Source organism: Klebsiella sp. JN_Kp127 (assembly GCF_040062505.1).
Classification (GTDB): Bacteria; Pseudomonadota; Gammaproteobacteria; order Enterobacterales; family Enterobacteriaceae; genus Klebsiella; species Klebsiella quasipneumoniae.
This window is the reverse complement of the sequence record NZ_JBEAHS010000052.1, coordinates 235,894-257,626: the sequence shown is the minus strand read 5'-3', so window position 1 is coordinate 257,626 and position 21,733 is coordinate 235,894. Positions and strand designations below refer to the sequence as shown.

The window sequence follows — 21,733 nt, the reverse complement described above, 5'->3', positions numbered from 1 at the left end:
ATGAAACTGTATAACTTAAAAGATCACAATGAGCAGGTCAGCTTTGCGCAGGCCGTTACCCAGGGACTTGGTAAGCATCAGGGCCTGTTCTTTCCGCACGATCTGCCGGAATTCAGCCTGACTGAAATCGACGACATGCTGGCGCAGGATTTTGTCACCCGCAGCGCCAAAATTTTATCCGCCTTTATCGGCGATGAGATCCCGCAGGATGTCCTGCAGCAGCGGGTCCGCGCGGCGTTTGCGTTTCCGGCGCCGGTGAGCAAGGTTCAGGAGGATGTCGGCTGTCTGGAGCTGTTCCATGGCCCCACGCTGGCGTTCAAGGATTTCGGCGGCCGCTTTATGGCGCAGATGCTGACCCACATCGCGGGCGATAAGCCGGTCACCATCCTCACGGCGACCTCTGGCGATACCGGGGCGGCGGTGGCGCATGCTTTCTACGGACTGCCGAACGTTAAGGTAGTGATCCTCTACCCGCGCGGCAAGATCAGCCCGCTGCAGGAGAAGCTGTTCTGTACTCTCGGCGGCAACATTGAAACCGTGGCGATTGACGGCGACTTCGACGCCTGCCAGGCGCTGGTGAAGCAGGCGTTTGACGATGAAGAACTGAAGGCGACGCTGGGGCTCAACTCGGCTAACTCCATTAACATCAGCCGCCTGCTGGCGCAGATCTGCTACTACTTCGAAGCGGCGGCGCAGCTGCCGCAGGAAGCCCGCAATCAGCTGGTGATTTCCGTGCCGAGCGGCAACTTCGGCGATCTGACCGCCGGTCTGCTGGCGAAGTCGCTGGGTCTGCCGATCAAACGCTTTATCGCTGCCACCAATGCCAACGACACCGTTCCGCGCTATCTGCAGGGCGGCGAGTGGGCGCCAAAAGCCACCCAGGCGACGCTGTCCAACGCCATGGACGTCAGCCAGCCGAACAACTGGCCGCGTGTCGAAGAGCTGTTCCGCCGTAAAATCTGGCGTCTCAGCGAGCTGGGCTATGCCGCGGTCGATGATGAGACCACCAAAGCGGCAATGCGCGAGCTGAAGGCCATCGGCTACATCTCTGAGCCGCACGCGGCGATTGCCTGGCGCGCGCTGCGCGATCAGCTGCAGCCGGGAGAGTACGGTCTGTTCCTCGGCACCGCCCATCCGGCGAAGTTCAAAGAGAGCGTGGAGGAGATCCTGCAGGAGACCCTGCCGCTGCCGAAAGAGCTGGCCGACCGCGCCGACCTGCCGCTGCTGTCTCACAACCTGCCGGCGGATTTCGCCGCGCTGCGTAAGCTGATGATGGGCTAAATCCTTACCGTCCCCCTGTTGCGTCGATCGCCGTAGGGGGACCGTTTACTTACTGCTCGTGGCGTTTAAACACCAGTTCGCCTTTCTCCGACGCCTCCGCATCAAAGAAATAGCCTTCGCTATTAAAGGATTTCAGCTGTTCCGGCTGGGTTAAGCGGTTTTCAATAATGTAGCGACTCATCAGGCCACGGGCCTTCTTGGCATAGAAGCTGATCACTTTGAATTTGCCGTTCTTCTCATCGAGGAATACCGGCTTGATCAGCTGGCCCTGCAATTTTTGCGTTTTCACCGATTTAAAATATTCATCGGAAGCCAGGTTGATGACGATATCGTCGCCCTGAGCCTGCAGCGCCTGATTCAGCTTCTCGGTAATGGTCTCGCCCCAGAACTGGTACAGATCTTTGCCGCGGGGGTTTTCCAGACGGATCCCCATCTCCAGGCGGTAGGGCTGCATCAGGTCCAGCGGACGCAGCACGCCATACAGGCCGGAGAGCATGCGCAGGTGTCGCTGGGCGAAGTCAAAGTCGTCCTCGGTGAGCGTCTCTGCCTGCAGGCCGGTGTAGACATCGCCCTTAAAGGCGAGGATCGCCTGGCGGGCATTTTGCGGCGTAAAGTCAGGGTGCCAGTCGTGGAAACGGGTGGCGTTCAGATCCGCCAGCTTGTCGCTGATGCTCATCAGCTTGCCGATTTGCGGCGCGGTCAGCTGACGGGCGATGCTGATAAGCTGTTGAGAATACTCGAGGAGTTCGGGCTGGGTATAGCGAGTCGTTGCCAGCGGGCTTTGATAATCGAGCGTTTTAGCAGGTGAAATCAGAATCAGCATATCCAGTCCTTGCAGGTAATTTCGACGAATTTTAACAAAAAAAGTGCATGGTGGGATCGATAGCTGCGATTGCCGCGCTATTCGCGCGGCAGTTCATTCCACGCGCCCGGGGCCAGCTGTTGGTGAATCTCAGGATAGCGCGACGCATCGAAAGTAGGCTGAATGCCCAGCTGGCGCTGACGCAGATAATCACTGGCGATAATCCGCACCGTCGGGGAGAGCAGCAGGATGGCCGTCAGGTTGGTCATCGCCATCAGCGCCATAATGATATCCGCGCTCTGCCAGACGACCGGCAGGCTAACCACGGTTCCCAGCAGCACCATCAGGACGGTAAGTATCCGCAGCGCCCAGATATAGCGCGGCTTATCCAGACGCAGAAAGACCAGATTATTTTCCGCGTACAGGTAGTTGGCGACGATAGAGCTAAAGGCGAACAGCAGCACGATGAAAGCGATAAAACCCGCCCCCCAGCCCCCGACCAGCATGCTCATCGCGTGCTGCAGGGCCTGGATGCCGTTGAGCGTATACTCATTGTCGGGGTGAGGCGCCAGCATGACGATAATCGCGCTGGCGGTACAGATGACGATGGTATCGATAAACACGCCAATCATCTGCACGATACCCTGCGCCGCCGGGTGCGGCGGCCAGGAGGCGGCGGCTGCTGCGGCGTTAGGCGAAGAGCCCATTCCTGCTTCATTGGAGAACATGCCGCGCTGAAAGCCGCTGGTCAGCGCCTGGCTGATGGTGTAGCCCACCGCGCCGGCGGCGGCTTCCTGCCAGCCGAAGGCGCAGCGAAAGATGGTGGCGAAAATCGTCGGCAGGGCGGTGATATGCCACAGGCCGATAATCAGGCTGGTGGCGATCCACAGCAGCGCCATGATGGGGACGATCCACTGCATCAGGCGCGCCACGCCGCGTAAACCACGGCGGATGGCCAGCAGAACGACAACGGCCAGCACGCCGCCGCTGACTGCCGCCGGCAGATCGAACGCATAGCGCAGGGCATGGGCCACGGAGTTGGCCTGTACGGTATTGAAGATAAAGCCATAGGCCAGCAGCAGGAGGATCGAAAACAGAACGCCCATCCAGCGCATGCCGAGCCCGCGCGCCATATACCAGGCTGGGCCGCCGCGAAACTGCCCGCGGCTATCGAGCTCTTTATACAGCTGGGCAAGGGAACATTCGGCGAAGCTGCTGGCCATGCCGAGCAGGGCGGAGACCCACATCCAGAATACGGCGCCGGGCCCGCCGGCGGCGATAGCCAGCGTGACGCCGGCAAGATTGCCGCTGCCGACTCGCGCAGCAAGGCTGGTACAGAGCGCCTGAAAGGAGGTTAAACCGCCCGGCTGCGGGTGCAGGCTTTTTTTCAGGCTGCGGCCAAATTTGCGCACGTAACGGAACTGAATACCCCGGGTTTGCCAGCTAAACCAGATACCGGCGCCCAGTAGCAGATAAATCATCACTGAGCCCCAGAGTATTTCATTGATAAATGAGAGAAAATCAGGCATTAAACATCCTCTTGTCCATGCCGGCACGCCAGTGTAAGCGTTACCAATTAAGTGACAATCCTTGCGCTTTCAGCAAATTAATCTGCATAGTTTATCACACTCTGCGCTCTTCTCTCGTCGGCGGTTGCGCTGACCCGGCAGCGTGTTATCATCTGGGCAGACCGGTTACATCCCCTTAACTGCTGTTTAAGAGAAATATATCATGACGGATAAATTAACTTCTCTGCGTCAGTACACCACTGTCGTCGCTGACACCGGAGATATTGCGGCAATGAAGCTGTATCAGCCTCAGGATGCCACCACCAACCCTTCCCTGATCCTCGGCGCGGCTCAGATCCCTGAGTACCGTAAGCTGATTGACGACGCTGTGGCCTGGGCTCGTAGCCAGAGCAGCGATCGCGCGCAGCAGATCCTCGATGCTTCCGACAAGCTGGCGGTGAACATCGGTCTCGAAATCCTGAAACTGATCCCGGGCCGTATCTCCACCGAAGTGGATGCGCGTCTTTCCTACGACACCGAAGCGTCTATCGCTAAAGCCAAGCGCATCATCAAGCTGTATAACGACGCGGGCATCAGCAACGATCGTATTCTGATCAAGCTGGCTTCCACCTGGCAGGGCATTCGCGCCGCTGAACAGCTGGAAAAAGAGGGCATCAACTGCAACCTGACGCTGCTGTTCTCCTTCGCTCAGGCTCGCGCTTGCGCCGAAGCGGGCGTCTTCCTGATTTCGCCGTTCGTTGGCCGTATCCTCGACTGGTACAAAGCCAACACCGATAAGAAAGAGTACGCGCCGGCAGAAGATCCGGGCGTGGTTTCCGTCAGCGAAATCTACGAGTACTACAAGCAGCACGGTTATGAAACCGTGGTGATGGGCGCCAGCTTCCGTAACGTTGGCGAAATTCTGGAACTGGCTGGCTGTGACCGCCTGACCATCGCCCCGGCACTGCTGAAAGAGCTGTCCGAAAGCGAAGGCGCCGTTGAGCGTAAACTGGTATATACCGGTGAAGTGAAAGCGCGTCCGGAGCGTATTACCGAATCTGAGTTCCTGTGGCAGCATAACCAGGATCCGATGGCGGTAGACAAACTGGCGGAAGGTATCCGTAAGTTTGCGATCGACCAGGAAAAACTGGAAAAAATGATCGGCGAACTGCTGTAATCCCGCAGGTGGCCGACGCCCGTCGGCCACATTACACTGTCTGTCCCGCCAGCAGCAGTGTATCATTTCGTTTAACGCCACAGTTTGAACGGAATAACCATGAATACCTTACGAATCGGCTTAGTTTCCATTTCCGATCGCGCCTCCAGCGGCGTCTATCAGGACAAAGGCATCCCGGCACTGGAAGAGTGGCTGGCGCGTGCCCTTACCACCCCTTTTGAACTGCAGACTCGCCTGATCCCGGATGAGCAGGTCATTATTGAGCAAACGCTGTGCGAACTGGTTGACGAGATGGGGTGCCATCTGGTGCTGACCACCGGCGGCACCGGCCCGGCGCGTCGCGATGTGACGCCCGACGCCACGCTGGCGATTGCCGATCGCGAGATGCCGGGCTTCGGCGAGCAAATGCGCCAGGTTAGCCTACACTTTGTGCCGACGGCGATCCTTTCCCGGCAGGTCGGGGTGATCCGCAAGCAGGCGCTGATCCTCAATCTTCCCGGACAACCGAAAGCGATTCAGGAGACCCTGGAAGGGGTGAAAGATGCTGACGGCAACGTGCTGGTGCACGGTATTTTCGCAAGTGTACCTTATTGTGTACAGTTGCTGGAGGGGCCTTATGTGGAAACCGATGGCGGTGTGGTAGAAGCATTTCGTCCCAAAAGTGCCCGACGCGAAACTTTATCCTGAATTTGATGCATTTGTGACATAACATGCATCGCTGATGGTGTGCCGTTTTATTTACGATATAGTGCTGTTTACTTTACACACTATAAAATACGCTGCACGCCTCAGGATGAAATCGCGTTATGTCATATGCAAACCGACCGCTCAACCGCCAGGATTATAAAACGCTGACGCTGGCCGCCCTTGGCGGCGCGCTGGAGTTTTATGACTTTATCATCTTCGTTTTCTTCGCCGCCGTCGTCGGCGAGCTCTTCTTCCCCGCAGATATTCCGGAATGGCTTCGCCAGGTACAGACCTTTGGCATTTTCGCCGCCGGTTACCTGGCGCGTCCGCTGGGGGGGATCATCATGGCCCATTTTGGCGATCTGGTTGGCCGCAAGAAAATGTTTACCCTCAGTATCCTGCTGATGGCGCTGCCGACCCTGGCGATTGGTCTGTTGCCGACTTACAGCTCGGTGGGCATCGTCGCGCCGCTGCTGTTGCTGCTGATGCGTATTCTGCAGGGGGCGGCGATCGGCGGCGAGGTGCCTGGCGCCTGGGTGTTTGTCGCCGAGCATGTTCCGGAAAAACGCATTGGTATCGCCTGCGGCACGCTGACGGCCGGCCTGACTGTAGGCATCCTGCTGGGATCGGTGGTAGCGACGCTTATCAACACCAGCCTGACGCCGCAGGGGATCCACGACGGCGGCTGGCGGATCCCCTTCCTGCTGGGAGGCGTATTTGGTCTGGTGGCGATGTATCTGCGCCGCTGGCTGCAGGAGACGCCGATTTTTCTTGAGATGCAGCAGCGCAAAGCGCTGGCGCAGGAGCTGCCGGTAAAAGCGGTCGTCCTCAAGCACCAGAAGGCGGTGGCGGTCTCTATGCTGCTGACCTGGCTGCTGTCGGCAGGCGTGGTGGTGGTGATCCTGATGTCGCCGGTCTGGCTGCAGAAACACTATGGCTTCGCCCCGGCGATAACCCTGCAGGCCAACAGCATTGCCACGCTTATGTTGTGCATCGGCTGTCTGCTCGCCGGGCTGGCGGCGGACCGCTTCGGCGCCAGCCGCACCTTTATCGTCGGCAGCCTGCTGCTGGCGGTTGCCAGCTGGGCGTTTTACCACCTGTCTGGCGCCAGCCCGCAGCGGCTGTTTCTGCTCTACGGCACGGTGGGACTCTGTGTGGGCGTGGTGGGGGCGGTGCCTTATGTTATGGTGCGGGCCTTCCCGGCGGAAGTGCGCTTCACCGGCATCTCCTTTTCCTACAATCTGTCGTACGCGATTTTTGGCGGCCTGACGCCAATTGCCGTCACGATGCTGATGGGGGTGTCGCCGATGGCCCCGGCCTGGTATGTGCTGGCCTTGTCTCTGATGGGGCTGGGATTAGGTATCTGGCTGCGTCAGGGGCTGACGGCGGCGAGGTTGCCGGAAGGGGAGCTGCAGCGCTAGGCAGGTTTGCCGATGATGACCAGCCGCCGCCCTGTCACAGGGCGGCGGCGGAAGATTAACGCGGTTCGCCGATCGGCAGCACGGTGCGGCCGAACTGCTCGTTCAGCACTTCGCCCATCGCCAGGTAAATGGCGCTGGCGCCGCAAACCAGGCCGATCCAGCCAGCAACTTTCACGATGCCTTCGTTATCCAGCAGATGACCAATCGCCAGCAGCGCAAACAGCACCGTCAGGCTCAGGAACACGAACTGCAGCATGCGTGCGGCTTTCAGCGTACCGAAGAACATGAACAACGTAAAAATACCCCACAGGCCGAGATACATGCCGAGGAAGTGCGCGTTCGGCGCATCAGCCAGGCCCATTTTCGGCATCAGGAGAATAGCAACCAGCGTCAGCCAGAAGCTGCCGTAGGAGGTAAAAGCGGTCAAGCCAAAGGTGTTGCCTTTTTTGTATTCCAGCAGGCCGGCAAAAATTTGCGCAATGCCGCCGTAAAAAATGCCCATCGCCAGGATAGCTACATCGAATGCGAACAGGCCGCTATTCGCCAGGTTAAGCAGAATAGTGGTCATGCCGAAGCCCATAAGGCCCAGCGGTGCCGGATTAGCCAACTTAGTGTTGCCCATAATTCCTCAAAATTATCATTAAAAGGGAAGCATTACCCCGCGACTTGGCGGCGGGGCGCGGCATAATAATGAGGCGCGGAAAGGCTGTCTATGATCTGGCGGGGTATTTTTCACCAATTTCAGTTGTGCCCGACGACGAGTGGAGCATTTGTCGTAAACAGGCAATATGCAGAACCGCGGGGATGGTGACCCGATAAGCGCTGCCGCTTACCGCTTTCACGCTGTTCAGCGCGGCGCCAAGCGGCCCCCCCAGCCCGGCGCCGCGTACCAGGCCATGGCCGATGACGCTCACGGCGGCGTGCGTGCGCAGGATGGCGGTTAACCGCTCATCCAGTAGCAGGGCAACGCCTTCACTCAGCTTGCGGCGCCTCAACAGATGGGGCAGCAGGCTTTCCAGCTCATGACTCCGGCACTCCACCGCGGCGAGAAACTGCGTTTTTTGTTCCTCATCCAGCTTATTCCAGCTGTGCTGCAGAAAATGCGTCAACAACTGTTGCTCGATCTGCGGCGTCGTCATCTGTTTATCGACCTTCGCCTTTAGCCTTTTACACACATCCAGCAGGATGGCTCGATAAAATTTGCCATGGCGGCGCAGCGTATTGGCGATGCTGTCGCCGCCGAAATGCTGTAGCTCGCCGGCGATCAACTGCCAGTTGCGGCGATAGCGCTCCGGGTGGCCCTCCATAGACAGAAAGGTCTCGTTGCGCAGCAGCGTACTGGAGAGACGGGGTTTGCCATTTTCCCCGTGGGTCAGAATACGGGTAAACGCTTCCAGATGCGCCTCGCTGCACTCAGGCAGAAAGGCGAGATCGTCATCATCCAGATAGTTAATATGCATAACGTTTTCTCTCGGGCAGGGGACGACGTTAGTCGTCGCCGATAATTTTCAGTGAGGCCATATCTGAGGAGTTGACCGTGTGGCCGGAGAAGGCGATTTTTTTCACACAGCGCTTGTTGTCGTTATCGCTGTTGAGGGAGATCCAGCCGGTGGTGTGGCCCTCTTTGATCCCGGCGGGCACGTTCAGGGTGTGGCTGGCGCCGTGGCTGGCCTTAAAGTAGACCGTTGCTCCGGAGAGCTGAATATCGCCGCGTTCGGCGCTGAGCTGAATACGTTTGACCACCCGGCAGACGGGAAGCTTCAGCGTCAGATCGTTGGTCTCATTGCGCGGCATGGCTATCACGCCGAGGATCTTATGGTCGTTGGCGGCCGCCGAGGTGATAACTGACACGCTAAGGATAAGCCCCGCTGAAAGCCGGAATAGTGATTTCATTAATCTGTCCCCTGAATAAGTAAAGTGCGAGGGCGGGGATCTTATCACTGCGAAAACGGGGCTTTTAGCGCACAAGCATTGCGTTTTATGTCAATGATATTATGAATATATTCGGTTTTTTTATTCGTTACTTGTATGGGTGTTTCGCCATCTTTTTTCCCGCCCGACAACATCGTTTGCTAAGCCATCGACGGCAGCGGGCGAGGGCGTCGGCTGGCCTCCGACAAAAAATTTTTCTGCTTGCCCCTTGATGCCGGGGTGGGCGACCCCATCTTGTAGTCAACCGCAGTGAAGAACCTGAAAAAAAATGATGTCTGGGCAGTTGAAACCGCACGTTTCGCCCTTATTACAGGTTCACAACCACATGTTGATCGAATTTTTAGTGGAGACGTTTAGATGGGTAAAATTATTGGTATCGACCTGGGTACTACCAACTCTTGTGTAGCGATTATGGATGGCACTACTGCACGCGTGCTGGAGAACGCCGAAGGCGATCGCACCACGCCTTCTATCATTGCCTATACCCAGGATGGTGAAACTCTGGTTGGTCAGCCGGCTAAACGTCAGGCAGTGACAAACCCGCAAAACACCCTGTTTGCGATTAAACGCCTGATTGGCCGCCGCTTCCAGGACGAAGAAGTTCAGCGTGACGTTTCTATCATGCCATACAAAATTGTTGCCGCAGACAATGGCGACGCATGGCTGGATGTGAAGGGCACCAAAACTGCACCGCCGCAGATCTCTGCTGAAGTGCTGAAAAAAATGAAGAAAACGGCTGAAGATTACCTGGGTGAACCGGTAACTGAAGCGGTTATCACCGTACCGGCTTACTTCAACGATGCGCAGCGTCAGGCAACCAAAGATGCTGGCCGTATCGCCGGTCTGGAAGTCAAACGTATCATCAACGAACCGACCGCGGCCGCGCTGGCGTACGGTCTGGATAAAGAAGTGGGCAACCGCACGATCGCGGTTTACGACCTCGGTGGTGGTACTTTCGATATCTCTATTATCGAAATCGACGAAGTTGATGGCGAAAAAACCTTCGAAGTACTGGCGACCAACGGTGATACTCACCTGGGCGGCGAAGACTTCGATACCCGTCTGATCAACTACCTCGTTGATGAATTTAAGAAAGATCAGGGCATTGACCTGCGCAACGACCCGCTGGCGATGCAGCGCCTGAAAGAAGCCGCTGAGAAAGCGAAGATTGAACTCTCTTCTGCTCAGCAGACCGACGTTAACCTGCCGTACATCACTGCAGACGCGACCGGTCCGAAACACATGAACATCAAAGTGACGCGTGCGAAACTGGAAAGCCTGGTAGAAGACCTGGTTAACCGTTCCATCGAGCCGCTGAAAGTGGCCCTGCAGGATGCCGGTCTGTCCGTTTCCGATATCAACGACGTCATCCTCGTTGGTGGTCAGACTCGTATGCCGATGGTGCAGAAGAAAGTGGCCGAGTTCTTTGGTAAAGAACCGCGTAAAGACGTTAACCCGGACGAAGCCGTGGCGATCGGCGCTGCTGTTCAGGGCGGTGTACTGACCGGTGATGTGAAAGACGTTCTGCTGCTCGACGTGACCCCGCTGTCGCTGGGTATCGAAACCATGGGCGGCGTGATGACTGCGCTGATCAGCAAAAACACCACTATCCCGACCAAGCACAGCCAGGTGTTCTCTACCGCTGAAGACAACCAGTCCGCGGTTACCATCCATGTGCTGCAGGGTGAGCGTAAACGCGCGTCTGATAACAAATCTCTGGGTCAGTTCAACCTGGATGGCATTAACCCGGCGCCGCGTGGCATGCCGCAGATCGAAGTGACCTTTGACATCGATGCTGACGGTATCCTGCACGTCTCCGCGAAAGACAAAAACAGTGGTAAAGAGCAGAAGATCACCATCAAAGCGTCTTCCGGTCTGAATGAAGAAGAAATTCAGAAAATGGTTCGCGAAGCGGAAGCTAACGCCGAATCTGACCGTAAGTTCGAAGAGCTGGTACAGACCCGTAACCAGGGCGACCATCTGCTGCACAGCACTCGCAAGCAGGTTGAAGAAGCAGGCGATAAACTGCCGGCTGACGACAAAACTGCCATCGAGTCTGCGCTGACCGCGCTGGAAACTTCGCTGAAAGGTGAAGACAAAGCGGACATCGAAGCGAAAATGCAGGCGCTGGCGCAGGTTTCCCAGAAGCTGATGGAAATCGCCCAGCAGCAGCATGCGCAGCAGCAGGCGGGTTCCGCTGACGCTCAGGCGAGCAACGCGAAAGACGACGATGTTGTCGACGCTGAGTTCGAAGAAGTGAAAGATAAAAAATAATCGCCCTTTGAACGGGTAAAACACTGGCACGGGCGAAGAGGTTTCCTCTCCGCCCGTGCACGCATGTTAAGGGGCTGAAAAACACCGATGGCAAAGCAAGATTACTACGAGATTTTAGGCGTCTCCAAAACAGCGGAAGAGCGTGAAATCAAAAAGGCTTATAAGCGCCTGGCCATGAAGTATCACCCGGACCGCAACCAGGGTGATAAAGAGGCCGAAGCCAAATTTAAAGAAATCAAAGAAGCGTATGAAATCCTGACTGATGCCCAGAAGCGTGCGGCCTACGATCAGTACGGCCATGCGGCCTTTGAGCAGGGCGGCATGGGCGGCGGCGGCGGTTTTGGCGGCGGTGCGGACTTCAGCGATATCTTTGGCGATGTTTTCGGCGATATCTTTGGCGGCGGACGTGGCCGGCAGCGCGCGGCGCGCGGCGCCGATCTCCGTTACAACATGGAGCTGACGCTGGAAGAAGCGGTTCGTGGCGTCACCAAAGAGATCCGTATTCCGACGCTGGAAGAGTGCGACGTCTGCCACGGCAGCGGCGCCAAAGCAGGCAGCAAACCGCAGACCTGTCCGACCTGTCATGGCGCGGGCCAGGTACAGATGCGTCAGGGCTTCTTTGCAGTACAGCAGACCTGTCCGCACTGTCAGGGACGCGGTACGCTGATTAAAGATCCCTGCAATAAATGTCATGGTCACGGCCGCGTTGAGAAGACCAAAACCCTGTCGGTTAAAATCCCGGCGGGCGTGGATACCGGCGACCGGATCCGTCTGGCGGGCGAAGGCGAAGCCGGCGAGCATGGCGCACCGGCAGGGGATCTGTACGTTCAGGTTCAGGTGAAGCAGCACGCTATCTTTGAGCGTGAAGGTAATAACCTTTACTGCGAAGTGCCGATCAACTTCACCATGGCTGCGCTGGGCGGTGAGATTGAGGTCCCGACGCTCGATGGTCGCGTCAACCTGAAAATTCCGGGTGAAACCCAGACCGGCAAGCTGTTCCGCATGCGTGGGAAAGGCGTGAAATCCGTTCGCGGCGGCGCGCAGGGCGATCTGCTGTGCCGGGTGGTGGTGGAGACGCCGGTGGGGCTGAACGAGAAGCAGAAGCAGCTGCTGAAAGAGCTGCAGGAAAGCTTCGGCGGCCCGACCGGGGAAAACAACAGCCCGCGTTCGAAAAGCTTCTTTGACGGTGTGAAGAAGTTTTTTGATGATTTGACTCGTTAATCATTTCCGTCATTGCTGATAAAAAGCCTGAGATTGAGAAATCCCAGGCTTTTTTATTTCTTCTTGATGCATCCATTAATTTAACTCTTTGATTCAGAATCTTTATTTTATTGAATCAGGAGTATTAACAGCGTTCTTCCCATTGATTTATTTTTCCCTCATGGCATAACCTACATGCATTTAATATATGTGCAGTTAATCTCAATAGGGCTTTATTATTTATAACATGAATAATTGATGGTCTGGTCATTTCGATGTTGCTGGGGCATTATGTCTTAATCATCCAGGATAAAGCCCGAACGTTTCATCTGTGGTTGCCCAAATGGGTATTGTCGGACGTCGCTCATATCAATAACGTCCTTACGCGCCAGTTATGACAAAAATAGGTAACAGACAAGTGCGTTATGATCGTGCCGGATATTTATAAATAATAACTTACCCTCACTAAAACAACATATTTTGACACATGCCTGATAATACCCATCGTCCCTTTTGATATGAGATTTTCATCACTATTTTGACGGTGTGTTTCGCTAACAATAAGCGCCGCAGAAAAGTAGTGTATGGCTATGGACGAATTATAACTTTGGGAAATACTTTCAATGCCTCGGATAAAAAATACGCTATTGGCTTGTACGATACTTGCAGCATCCTTGGGCTTTAGTCACTCCGTACAAGCATCTTTGGACTACCAATATTCTTTTGGATCGATTAATGCAGGTTATGCTGACTGGAACAGCGGCTTTGTCGATGTAGGTCGTGGTGAGGTCTGGAAAGCCACAGCTGATTTTGGCGTCAATTTTAAAGAAGCTGAATTCTATTCTTTTTTTGAAAGTAATGTACTCAACCATTCTGTCGCGGGGCGTAACCATACGGTTTCAGCGATGACGCATGTTCGCCTTTTTGGCTCTGATTATACGCTCTTTGGCAAGATTTATGGCCAGTGGGAAAATACGTGGGGGGATGATCTGGACATGTTTTATGGTCTTGGTTATCTGGGATGGTCCGGGAAATGGGGATTCTTTAAACCTTACCTCGGACTCCACAATGAGTCGGGTGATTATGTTTCACCAAAATATGGGCAAACAAGCGGCTGGAACGGGTATGTGCTGGGCTGGACGGCAGCTTATAACTTCACGCTATTTGACGAGAAATTTGTTCTGTCAGACTGGAATGAAATTGAATTTGAGCGAAATGACGCCTACGCGGAACAGCAACACGGTGATTATGGCATTAATGGCGGTTTAACGCTGGCCTGGAAATTTTATCCTCGCTGGAAGGCAACGGTAACCTGGCGTTATTTTAAAAACAAATTAGGTTATGACGGCTTTGGCGATCAAATGATTTATATGGTTGGGTATGAATTTTAAAAAATGTCAAAGGAGTTAAAATGAAAAGAACAGTTGTTGCCAGTATGATTGGGCTGGCGCTATGTGCCGGGAGCGCGCTGTCAACAGCACATGCCGCAACAGAAAAGCGTCCTAATTTGGTTATTATTCTGGCTGATGATTTAGGGTATGGCGATCTTGCAACTTATGGACATCCCATTGTCAAAACCCCGAATATCGACAAACTGGCGCAGGAAGGGGTGAAATTCACCGATTATTATGCGCCTGCGCCGCTGTGCTCCCCCTCCCGTGCGGGTCTGTTAACCGGTCGTATGCCATTTCGTACCGGTATTCGCTCATGGATCCCGGAAGGCAAAGATGTTGCATTAGGGCGTAATGAACTGACCATCGCCAATCTGTTGAAACAGCAGGGCTATGACACGGCGATGATGGGCAAACTGCACCTGAATGCAGGTGGAGATCGTACCGATCAGCCCCAGGCAAAAGATATGGGATTTGATTACAGTCTGGTGAATCCGGCGGGATTTGTCACGGATTCCACGCTGGATAATGCCAAAGAGCGTCCTCGCTACGGGGTGGTGCATCCGACAGGATGGCTACGCAATGGGCAACGAATTGGTCGCGCAGATAAAATGAGCGGTGAATTTGTCAGCTCTGAAGTGGTGAACTGGCTGGATAATAAGAAAGATGATAAGCCGTTCTTCTTATATGTCGCGTTTACTGAGGTGCACAGCCCGCTGGCTTCGCCGAAGAAGTATCTCGATATGTACTCGCAATATATGAGCGCGTACCAAAAACAGCACCCGGATCTGTTTTATGGCGACTGGGCTGATAAACCGTGGCGTGGCACGGGGGAGTACTACGCGAACATCAGTTACATGGATGCTCAGGTCGGTAAAGTGCTGGATAAAATTAAGGCAATGGGCGAAGAAGACAACACCATCGTGATTTTCACCAGTGACAATGGCCCGGTAACGCGTGAGGCGCGTAAGGTGTATGAGCTGAACCTGGCGGGTGAGACCGATGGTTTGCGTGGCCGTAAAGATAATCTGTGGGAAGGCGGCATCCGCGTTCCGGCGATTATTAAATATGGCAAACATCTGCCGCAGGGGATGGTGACGGATACGCCGGTTTCCGGTCTTGACTGGATGCCGACGCTGGCGAAGATGATGGATTTTACACTCCCGAACGATCGCACGTACGATGGCCAGTCTTTGGTTCCGCTGCTGGAACAGAAGCCGCTGGAGCGTAATAAGCCGTTGATCTTCGGCGTTGATATGCCATTCCAGGACGATCCAACCGATGAGTGGGCGATCAGGGATGGCGACTGGAAGATGATCATCGATCGTGAAAATAAACCGAAATATCTCTACAACCTGAAGACCGACCGTTACGAAACGCTCAATCAGATTGGCAAACGGCCGGATATTGAGAAACAACTGTACGATAAGTTCCTGAAGTATAAAGCAGACATCGATAACGATTCGTTAATGAAAGCCCGTGGCGATAAGCCGACGCCGGTCACCTGGGGCTAACCGAATAACCATAAAACCGTAGTATGCCACTTAGGGCGATGCCCGCCTGATTCGGTGTTTAAACTGAATCAGGTTCTTTTTATTGGGATGGATATAGCGATCATGCGAAGAAAGAGCTGTCAGGTCATGATTAAACCGACAGGTTCAGTATGCAATCTTGATTGTAAGTACTGCTTCTATCTGGAAAAGGAAAAGCTCTACCCGGAGCGAAAGCGCAACTACAGAATGTCAGACGAGATGCTGGAACGCTTCATTAAACAACATATTGCCGCACAAGAGATTGATGAGGTGATTTTTGCCTGGCAGGGCGGAGAACCGACGTTGATGGGGCTGCCTTTTTATCGCCGGGCGATCGAACTCCAGCAGCGTTATGCTGCGGGAAAAACGATTGTGAATACCTTCCAGACGAACGGCATTTTGATCGACGACCAATGGGCTGAGTTTTTTCGGGCCAATCAATTCCTGGTCGGTATTTCCATTGACGGCGATGCAGCCTTGCATGACGAATGGCGCGTTACGCGCTCGGGAAAAGCGACGCATGCGAAAGTTGAACAGGCCATACAATGTCTGCACCGCCACGGCGTTGAATTTAATACGCTGACGGTTGTTAATCAGAGCAATATGCGCCATCCGCTTCAGGTATATCGCTATCTGAAGAGCATCGGCAGCCGTTATATGCAATTTATCCCTTTGGTGGAAAGAAGCAGCGAAAAGAGCGGCCTTGGGCTGGCGCACCCTGAGGACAGGCAAACAAAAATGATGCCGTGGTCGGTTGATCCGCTACAGTTTGGCCATTTTCTTAACGCTATTTTTGATGTATGGGTCCGCGAAGACATTGGCGACATAGGCATACAGATGTTTGAACAGACGCTTGCCGCCTGGTGTGGGTTGCCTCCCCAGGTATGCGTATTCGCGCCAACCTGCGGCAGCGCGTTTGCGATGGAGATGAACGGCGACGTTTATAACTGCGATCATTTTGTTTATCCGCAGTACAGGCTGGGAAATATTCAGGATACAACGCTACATGCGATGAATAATAGCGCGCAAAACCAGCAGTTTGGTGATGATAAAAGCCACTCAATGGCGCAGGAGTGTCGCTCTTGTCAGTGGCAATTTGCCTGCTACGGCGGCTGCCCCAAGCACCGCTTCTTGCAATCCGCGACGGGCGAGAGAAACCACAACTATTTGTGCGCAGGCTATAAAGCGTTTTTCTCTCATAGCGCGGTGACTATGAGCGCGATGAAAACACTCCATCAGAATGGTTTTTCACCGGCAGAGATAAAATCAATATTTGTTTGAAAATCATACCGTCACAGGGAGTTAATCATGTTTTCTCAGGTTAATGTCGATAGCTGCAAAACGCCAGGCTGCAAAAATCTGGGCGTGTTGAACAGCCCGGATTACCAGAACCAGGGGAAAAATGTGTTATGCAGGGCATGTGGTTTTCATTTTCCTGTGATTTCGGCAAGATCGCTGAATCTTTTTCGCCAGTCGGTAAATCGGATATGGAAAGGGTTGATAAAATCCTGCCCAGGATGCGGCAGCGTCTCACTAAAAAAGTATGGCTTTTCCGCGCAGGGAGAGCCACGCGTCTGCTGCCAGCAGTGCCATAAAACATTTCTTTATCCCGTCAGATATAAAACCGATCCGCGCCAGGATTATCTTGCCGCACTCATCCAGGATGGGGCTTCGCTGGCGGATATCCGATCCGCCCTTGCGTTAGACAGTACCGGACTAAGCCGCGAATTACAGAAGTTATCCCGCAGGGCAAATCAGGCGGAACGTGAGTTTGCCTTTCCCGCTTTCGACATTACCCTGAGCACCCGCGCTTTTCGGGTTAAATTTAACGGCGGTGACAATTTTCTGTATGTGCTGGTCACCGCCGAGGAGACTACCGGTCGGATTATATCCGTAACAACCAATTATTCACTCCAGCCCGTTGAAGCGGAGTATCAATACCACTCTTATTACGAAGAGCGCCTGCCGCCCGGTACGCTGGTACATCTTGTGCAACGGAAAGAAGCGATAACGATGCGGCGCGCAACGCTTTTTGATGTGGATTACGGACCGGCGGCGTTATACAAAAACGATCCGGGAATGCTGGTCAAACCCGTATTGCCGGCTTATCGCCATTTTGAATTAGTCAAAACACTGACAGATGCACGCTCCCTCAATATTCAACACTACATCGATCAGGAATGTTTTATATTAGGTGGCTGCCTGATGGCGAATTTGCAGCAGGTTCAACAGGGGCGATGCCATATCTCATTTGTCAGAGAGCGAGGCATGACGCCGCCGCTGCATGATATCCCGCCGCGCCTGTTTATGGGCGGAGGGAACCGCAACAATGTCTGGCGGACCTTCTCTACACGGGACTATGCGATGGCGGTTTGTAACCTAACCGGCAATAAAAAAACGGCCAATCTGCGGCACGCCACGTTAAATGGCGCGACGAAATTTATTCAATACCTGCACGCGCATCCTTTTTTGCCGCAGCTAAATCGCCTGTCTCCGGCGAACGTGACCGTGACGCTGGATTGTCTGAAATATGAATATAATAAAAGACAGAAAATGTGGGACGATCTGCGCGGTTAATTCTGCTTTCGTCAACGCCTGGCCTTTTGCTGCCCAGTCTATCATTGTCTTATTCCTCCTCTTTAACTCGTAAAAATCGAGCATTAGCGCAACTTAAATCTGATTTTTTCGAGTTATCAGTCTGTGTATTATACTTTTATCGAGTTATTCACCAACAGGATGAAAGTAAAAGTGAAACATCTGCAACGATTCTTCAGTAGCGATGCTTCCGGCGGCATTGTCTTAATCATCGCCGCGGCGCTGGCGATGGTCATGGCCAATACCAGCGTGACCAGCGGTCTGTATCACTCCTTCCTTGATACGCCTGTACAGCTGCGGGTGGGGGCGCTGGAGATCAACAAGAATATGCTGCTATGGATCAATGATGCCCTGATGGCGGTGTTCTTCTTGCTGATTGGCCTGGAGGTCAAACGCGAGCTGATTCAGGGCTCGCTGGCGAGTCGCCGTCAGGCGGTCTTTCCGGTGATTGCCGCCCTCGGCGGGATGATCGTCCCGGCGCTGGTCTATCTGGCCTTTAACGCTCAGGATCCTGTCGCCAGAGAGGGATGGGCGATCCCGGCGGCGACGGATATTGCCTTTGCCCTCGGCGTGCTGGCGCTGTTAGGCAGCCGCGTCCCGACGGCGCTGAAGATTTTCCTGATGGCGCTGGCGATTATTGATGACCTTGGGGCTATCGTGATTATCGCGCTGTTTTATACCCACGACCTGTCAATGCTCTCGCTGGGCGTGGCGGCGGCGGCGATTGCGGTGCTGGTGGTTCTGAATCTGAGCGGCGTGCGACGCACCGGGATCTATATTCTGGTCGGTGCGGTGCTGTGGACCGCGGTGCTGAAGTCCGGCGTTCACGCGACGCTTGCCGGGGTCATCGTCGGCTTTATGATCCCGCTCCAGGAGAAGCAGGGTCAGTCACCGGCTAAAGTGCTTGAGCATGTCCTGCATCCGTGGGTGGCGTTTATGATCCTGCCGCTGTTTGCCTTCGCCAACGCGGGCGTCTCGCTGCGGGGGGTTACGCTTGATGGACTGACGTCGCTGCTGCCCCTGGGTATCATGGCCGGCCTGTTTATCGGTAAGCCGCTGGGGATCAGCCTGTTCTGCTGGCTGGCCCTGAAGCTGAAGTGGGCCTCGCTACCGGAGGGGACCACCTGCCGGCAGATTATGGCGGTGGGCATTCTGTGCGGGATTGGCTTTACGATGTCGATTTTTATCGCCACGCTGGCCTTCGGCAATGTCGATCCCGCGTTAATCAACTGGGCCAAGCTTGGCATCTTAATTGGATCGGTGGTATCAGCTGTTACCGGCTACCTCATACTGCGTCAGCGCGTAACGGATACTCGCCTCGCGGTATAACCTTTCTGCAGGAGGGCCTGCCAGGCTCTCCTGGACATTATCAGGGAGAGAAGCATGTCACATATCAACTACAACCATCTGTACTACTTCTGGCACGTCTATAAAGAAGGGTCTGTCGTGGGCGCGGCGGAGGCGCTGTTTCTGACGCCGCAAACCATTACCGGGCAGATCAAAGCGCTGGAGGAGCGTCTGCAGGGAAAGTTATTTAAGCGCAAGGGAAGAGGGCTGGAGCCGAGCGAGCTCGGGGAGCTGGTCTTTCGCTACGCCGACCGGATGTTTACCCTGAGCCAGGAGATGCTCGACATCGTCAACTACCGCAAAGAGTCGAATCTGCTGTTTGACGTCGGCGTGGCCGATGCGCTATCGAAACGGCTGGTCAGCGGCGTACTGGATGCCGCCGTTGTCGAAAGCGAGCAGATCCATCTGCGCTGTTTTGAATCCACCCATGAGCTGCTGCTGGAGCAGCTGAGCCAGCATAAGCTCGATATGATTATCTCTGACTGCCCGATCGACTCGACGCAGCAGGAAGGGCTGTTTTCGGTGAAGATTGGCGAGTGCAGCGTCAGCTTCTGGTGCATGAACCCGGCGCCAATGAAGCCGTTCCCGGCCTGTCTTGAAGAGCGACGGCTGCTGATCCCTGGTCGACGCTCGATGCTGGGACGTAAGCTGCTGAACTGGATTAACGTGCAGGGGCTGAAGGTGGAGATCCTCGGTGAGTTTGACGACGCGGCGCTCATGAAAGCCTTCGGCGCCGCGCATAATGCGATTTTTGTCGCGCCGACGCTCTACGCGCATGATTTCTACCATGATGAATCGATTGTCGAAATTGGCCGCATGGATAGCGTGATGGAGGAGTATCACGCCATTTTCGCCGAACGGATGATTCAGCATCCGGCGGTACAGCGCATCTGCAATCGCGATTATTCGTCGCTGTTTACTGAACCCAGATAGCCGGAAAGCGTGGGCTGGCGTGGCTCAGGTCGCGCCAGGACGGGAAAGATGACAGGCATAAAAAAACCCGCTTTCGCGGGTTTTTTCACAAAGCGACAACAAGCAGCGATTAAGCCAGTTTGTTGATCTGAGCGGTCAGGTTAGCCTTATGACGCGCAGCTTTGTTTTTGTGGATCAGACCTTTAGCAGCCTGACGGTCCACGATCGGTTGCATTTCGTTAAATGCTTTTTGTGCAGCAGCTTTGTCGCCAGCTTCGATAGCTGCGTATACTTTCTTGATGAAAGTACGCATCATAGAGCGACGGCTAGCGTTGTGCTTGCGAGCCTTTTCAGACTGAACGGCGCGCTTCTTAGCTGATTTGATATTAGCCAAGGTCCAACTCCCAAATGTGTTCTATATGGACAATTCAAAGGCCGAGGAATATGCCCGTTTAGCCTTCTTTTGTCAATGGATTTGTGCAAATAAGCGCCGTTTAACACCACAGCGCTTCATTACGTAGTGATGGCGCAAGATTCTACCAGCTTGTTGCAGGCGAATACAGCTTTTCCACCATAAAAATCGCCGGGGGCGGGCGGTTTTCCCGCTGACTCGCGCTGAGTGAATGAATTCCTGAGAACTTTCGTTGCCGAGGAGCAATCGCTGGTTAACGTTGACAGTTGTACAAGGTATACTCGGACGATTTTCACTGTTTTGAGCCAGACATGAAGCTGATACGCGGCATACATAATCTCAGTCAGGCCCCGCACGGGTGCGTGCTGACCATTGGCAATTTTGACGGCGTGCATCGTGGGCATCAGGCGCTGCTGCAGCGCTTGCGCGAAGAGGGCCGCCTGCGCGGTTTACCGGTGGTGGTGATGATTTTCGAACCCCAGCCGCTCGAGCTCTTTGCCGCCGATAAAGCCCCGGCGCGGTTGACCCGCCTGCGTGAAAAGCTGAGCTATCTGGCTGAAAGCGGGGTCGACTATGTGCTGTGCGTTCGCTTCGACCGCCGGTTCGCCGCGCTGACGGCGCAGGATTTTATCAGTGAACTGCTGGTGCGCCGCCTGGGCGTGCAGTTTCTTGCCGTCGGTGACGATTTCCGCTTTGGCGCTGGTCGCCAGGGGGATTTCTTGTTATTACAAAAGGCGGGGGCGGAATACGGCTTCGACGTCACCAGCACCCAAACCTTCTGCGAAGGCGGGGTGCGGATCAGCAGCACGGCGGTGCGTCAGGCGCTGGCTGATGACGATCTCCTGTTGGCGGAGACGCTGCTCGGCCATCCGTTTAGCATTTCCGGACGCGTCGTGCATGGCGACGAACTGGGCCGTACCATAGGTTTTCCGACGGCGAACTTACCGCTGCGTCGTCAGGTTTCCCCGGTTAAAGGGGTCTATGCGGTAGAAGTGACAGGGCTGGGCGACAAGCCGATCGCCGGCGTCGCCAATATTGGCACCCGTCCAACGGTAGCGGGCGTGCGTCAGCAGCTCGAAGTGCATCTGTTGGACGTTGTAATGGACCTCTACGGTCGCCATATCAATGTAGTACTGCGTAAAAAGATACGTAATGAGCAGCGGTTTGCGTCGCTCGACGAGCTGAAGGCGCAAATCGCACGTGATGAGTTAACGGCCCGCGAATTATTTGGGCTGACCAGCCAGGCCTGAGCCACTGGTGTT

Annotated in this window: 19 protein-coding genes and 1 pseudogene; 14 read left to right on the top strand and 6 right to left on the bottom strand. The window is 54.7% G+C overall.

Features of this window, described 5'->3' with window-relative positions; genetic code table 11:
* Positions 1-1,281, top strand: coding sequence for a threonine synthase (gene thrC / locus ABLV04_RS21910; RefSeq protein WP_002887863.1), 1,281 nt, complete (start codon positions 1-3; stop codon positions 1,279-1,281).
* A 49-nt stretch (positions 1,282-1,330) separates the two neighbouring features.
* Here the strand turns inward: thrC and yaaA are convergent, their stop codons facing one another.
* A complete protein-coding gene (gene yaaA / locus ABLV04_RS21905) occupies positions 1,331-2,104 on the bottom strand; it encodes a peroxide stress protein YaaA (RefSeq protein ID WP_032452393.1) in 774 nt (257 codons plus the stop codon).
* A 77-nt stretch (positions 2,105-2,181) separates the two neighbouring features.
* On the bottom strand, positions 2,182-3,612 hold the full coding sequence (locus tag ABLV04_RS21900) for a sodium:alanine symporter family protein (protein ID WP_180266024.1): 1,431 nt from the start codon (positions 3,610-3,612) through the stop codon (positions 2,182-2,184).
* A gap of 202 nt (positions 3,613-3,814) precedes the next feature.
* Between ABLV04_RS21900 and tal the strand changes: the two genes are divergently transcribed.
* The 3 genes from tal (at position 3,815) to ABLV04_RS21885 (ending at position 6,876) form a co-directional block, all read left to right on the top strand.
* A complete protein-coding gene (gene tal / locus ABLV04_RS21895; protein WP_004204228.1) occupies positions 3,815-4,768 on the top strand; it encodes a transaldolase in 954 nt (317 codons plus the stop codon).
* Between the two features lie 99 nt (positions 4,769-4,867).
* Complete coding sequence (mog, locus tag ABLV04_RS21890; RefSeq protein WP_049014566.1) at positions 4,868-5,455, top strand: molybdopterin adenylyltransferase; 588 nt, start codon at positions 4,868-4,870, stop codon at positions 5,453-5,455.
* A 119-nt stretch (positions 5,456-5,574) separates the two neighbouring features.
* The gene (locus tag ABLV04_RS21885) at positions 5,575-6,876 is read left to right on the top strand and encodes an MFS transporter (RefSeq protein ID WP_180266023.1); all 1,302 of its coding nucleotides are present in this window, start codon (positions 5,575-5,577) and stop codon (positions 6,874-6,876) included.
* Positions 6,877-6,931: 55 nt separating this feature from the next.
* Here ABLV04_RS21885 and satP read toward each other — a convergent pair whose 3' ends face one another.
* The 3 genes from satP to ABLV04_RS21870 all read right to left on the bottom strand — a co-directional run bounded on the left by satP (position 6,932) and on the right by ABLV04_RS21870 (position 8,769).
* Positions 6,932-7,498: an acetate uptake transporter gene (gene satP / locus ABLV04_RS21880; protein ID WP_064155488.1), complete on the bottom strand. Its 567-nt coding sequence runs from the start codon at positions 7,496-7,498 to the stop codon at positions 6,932-6,934.
* Positions 7,499-7,586: 88 nt separating this feature from the next.
* The gene (gene msyB / locus ABLV04_RS21875) at positions 7,587-8,336 is read right to left on the bottom strand and encodes an acidic protein MsyB (RefSeq protein WP_050534023.1); all 750 of its coding nucleotides are present in this window, start codon (positions 8,334-8,336) and stop codon (positions 7,587-7,589) included.
* A 28-nt stretch (positions 8,337-8,364) separates the two neighbouring features.
* Positions 8,365-8,769: a DUF2541 family protein gene (locus ABLV04_RS21870; protein ID WP_023291916.1), complete on the bottom strand. Its 405-nt coding sequence runs from the start codon at positions 8,767-8,769 to the stop codon at positions 8,365-8,367.
* Positions 8,770-9,165: 396 nt separating this feature from the next.
* Between ABLV04_RS21870 and dnaK the strand changes: the two genes are divergently transcribed.
* The 8 genes from dnaK (at position 9,166) to nhaR (ending at position 20,080) form a co-directional block, all read left to right on the top strand.
* Positions 9,166-11,082, top strand: coding sequence for a molecular chaperone DnaK (gene dnaK, locus ABLV04_RS21865; RefSeq protein ID WP_023291917.1), 1,917 nt, complete (start codon positions 9,166-9,168; stop codon positions 11,080-11,082).
* Positions 11,083-11,169: 87 nt separating this feature from the next.
* Entirely contained in the window at positions 11,170-12,303 is a 1,134-nt protein-coding gene (gene dnaJ / locus ABLV04_RS21860; RefSeq protein WP_002887955.1) for a molecular chaperone DnaJ, read from the top strand.
* Between the two features lie 602 nt (positions 12,304-12,905).
* Complete coding sequence (locus ABLV04_RS21855) at positions 12,906-13,673, top strand: outer membrane protein OmpK (RefSeq protein WP_023291918.1); 768 nt, start codon at positions 12,906-12,908, stop codon at positions 13,671-13,673.
* Between the two features lie 20 nt (positions 13,674-13,693).
* Positions 13,694-15,187 (top strand): sulfatase-like hydrolase/transferase, encoded by a 1,494-nt coding sequence (locus tag ABLV04_RS21850; protein ID WP_049014573.1) that lies wholly within the window; start codon positions 13,694-13,696, stop codon positions 15,185-15,187.
* 99 nt (positions 15,188-15,286) lie between these two features.
* The gene (locus ABLV04_RS21845; RefSeq protein WP_087827581.1) at positions 15,287-16,486 is read left to right on the top strand and encodes an anaerobic sulfatase maturase; all 1,200 of its coding nucleotides are present in this window, start codon (positions 15,287-15,289) and stop codon (positions 16,484-16,486) included.
* Positions 16,487-16,513: 27 nt separating this feature from the next.
* Positions 16,514-17,782 (top strand): IS1 family transposase, encoded by a 1,269-nt coding sequence (locus ABLV04_RS21840; protein ID WP_180266021.1) that lies wholly within the window; start codon positions 16,514-16,516, stop codon positions 17,780-17,782.
* Between the two features lie 171 nt (positions 17,783-17,953).
* Positions 17,954-19,129, top strand: a complete 1,176-nt coding sequence (gene nhaA / locus ABLV04_RS21835) for a Na+/H+ antiporter NhaA (protein WP_032429094.1) — start codon at positions 17,954-17,956, stop codon at positions 19,127-19,129.
* Between the two features lie 54 nt (positions 19,130-19,183).
* Complete coding sequence (gene nhaR / locus ABLV04_RS21830; protein WP_023291923.1) at positions 19,184-20,080, top strand: transcriptional activator NhaR; 897 nt, start codon at positions 19,184-19,186, stop codon at positions 20,078-20,080.
* 109 nt (positions 20,081-20,189) lie between these two features.
* Here the strand turns inward: nhaR and rpsT are convergent, their stop codons facing one another.
* Positions 20,190-20,453 carry a 30S ribosomal protein S20 gene (gene rpsT / locus ABLV04_RS21825; RefSeq protein ID WP_002887965.1) on the bottom strand — a complete coding sequence of 88 codons (264 nt, stop codon included), beginning with the start codon at positions 20,451-20,453 and terminating at the stop codon, positions 20,190-20,192.
* A gap of 116 nt (positions 20,454-20,569) precedes the next feature.
* On the opposite strand from rpsT, the pseudogene ABLV04_RS21820 reads away from it, so the two are divergent.
* A pseudogene (locus ABLV04_RS21820) lies at positions 20,570-20,775 on the top strand (DUF2575 domain-containing protein); the annotation flags it as partial.
* 7 nt (positions 20,776-20,782) lie between these two features.
* Entirely contained in the window at positions 20,783-21,721 is a 939-nt protein-coding gene (gene ribF, locus ABLV04_RS21815; protein ID WP_348816182.1) for a bifunctional riboflavin kinase/FAD synthetase, read from the top strand.
* The last annotated feature ends 12 nt before the right edge of the window (positions 21,722-21,733 follow it).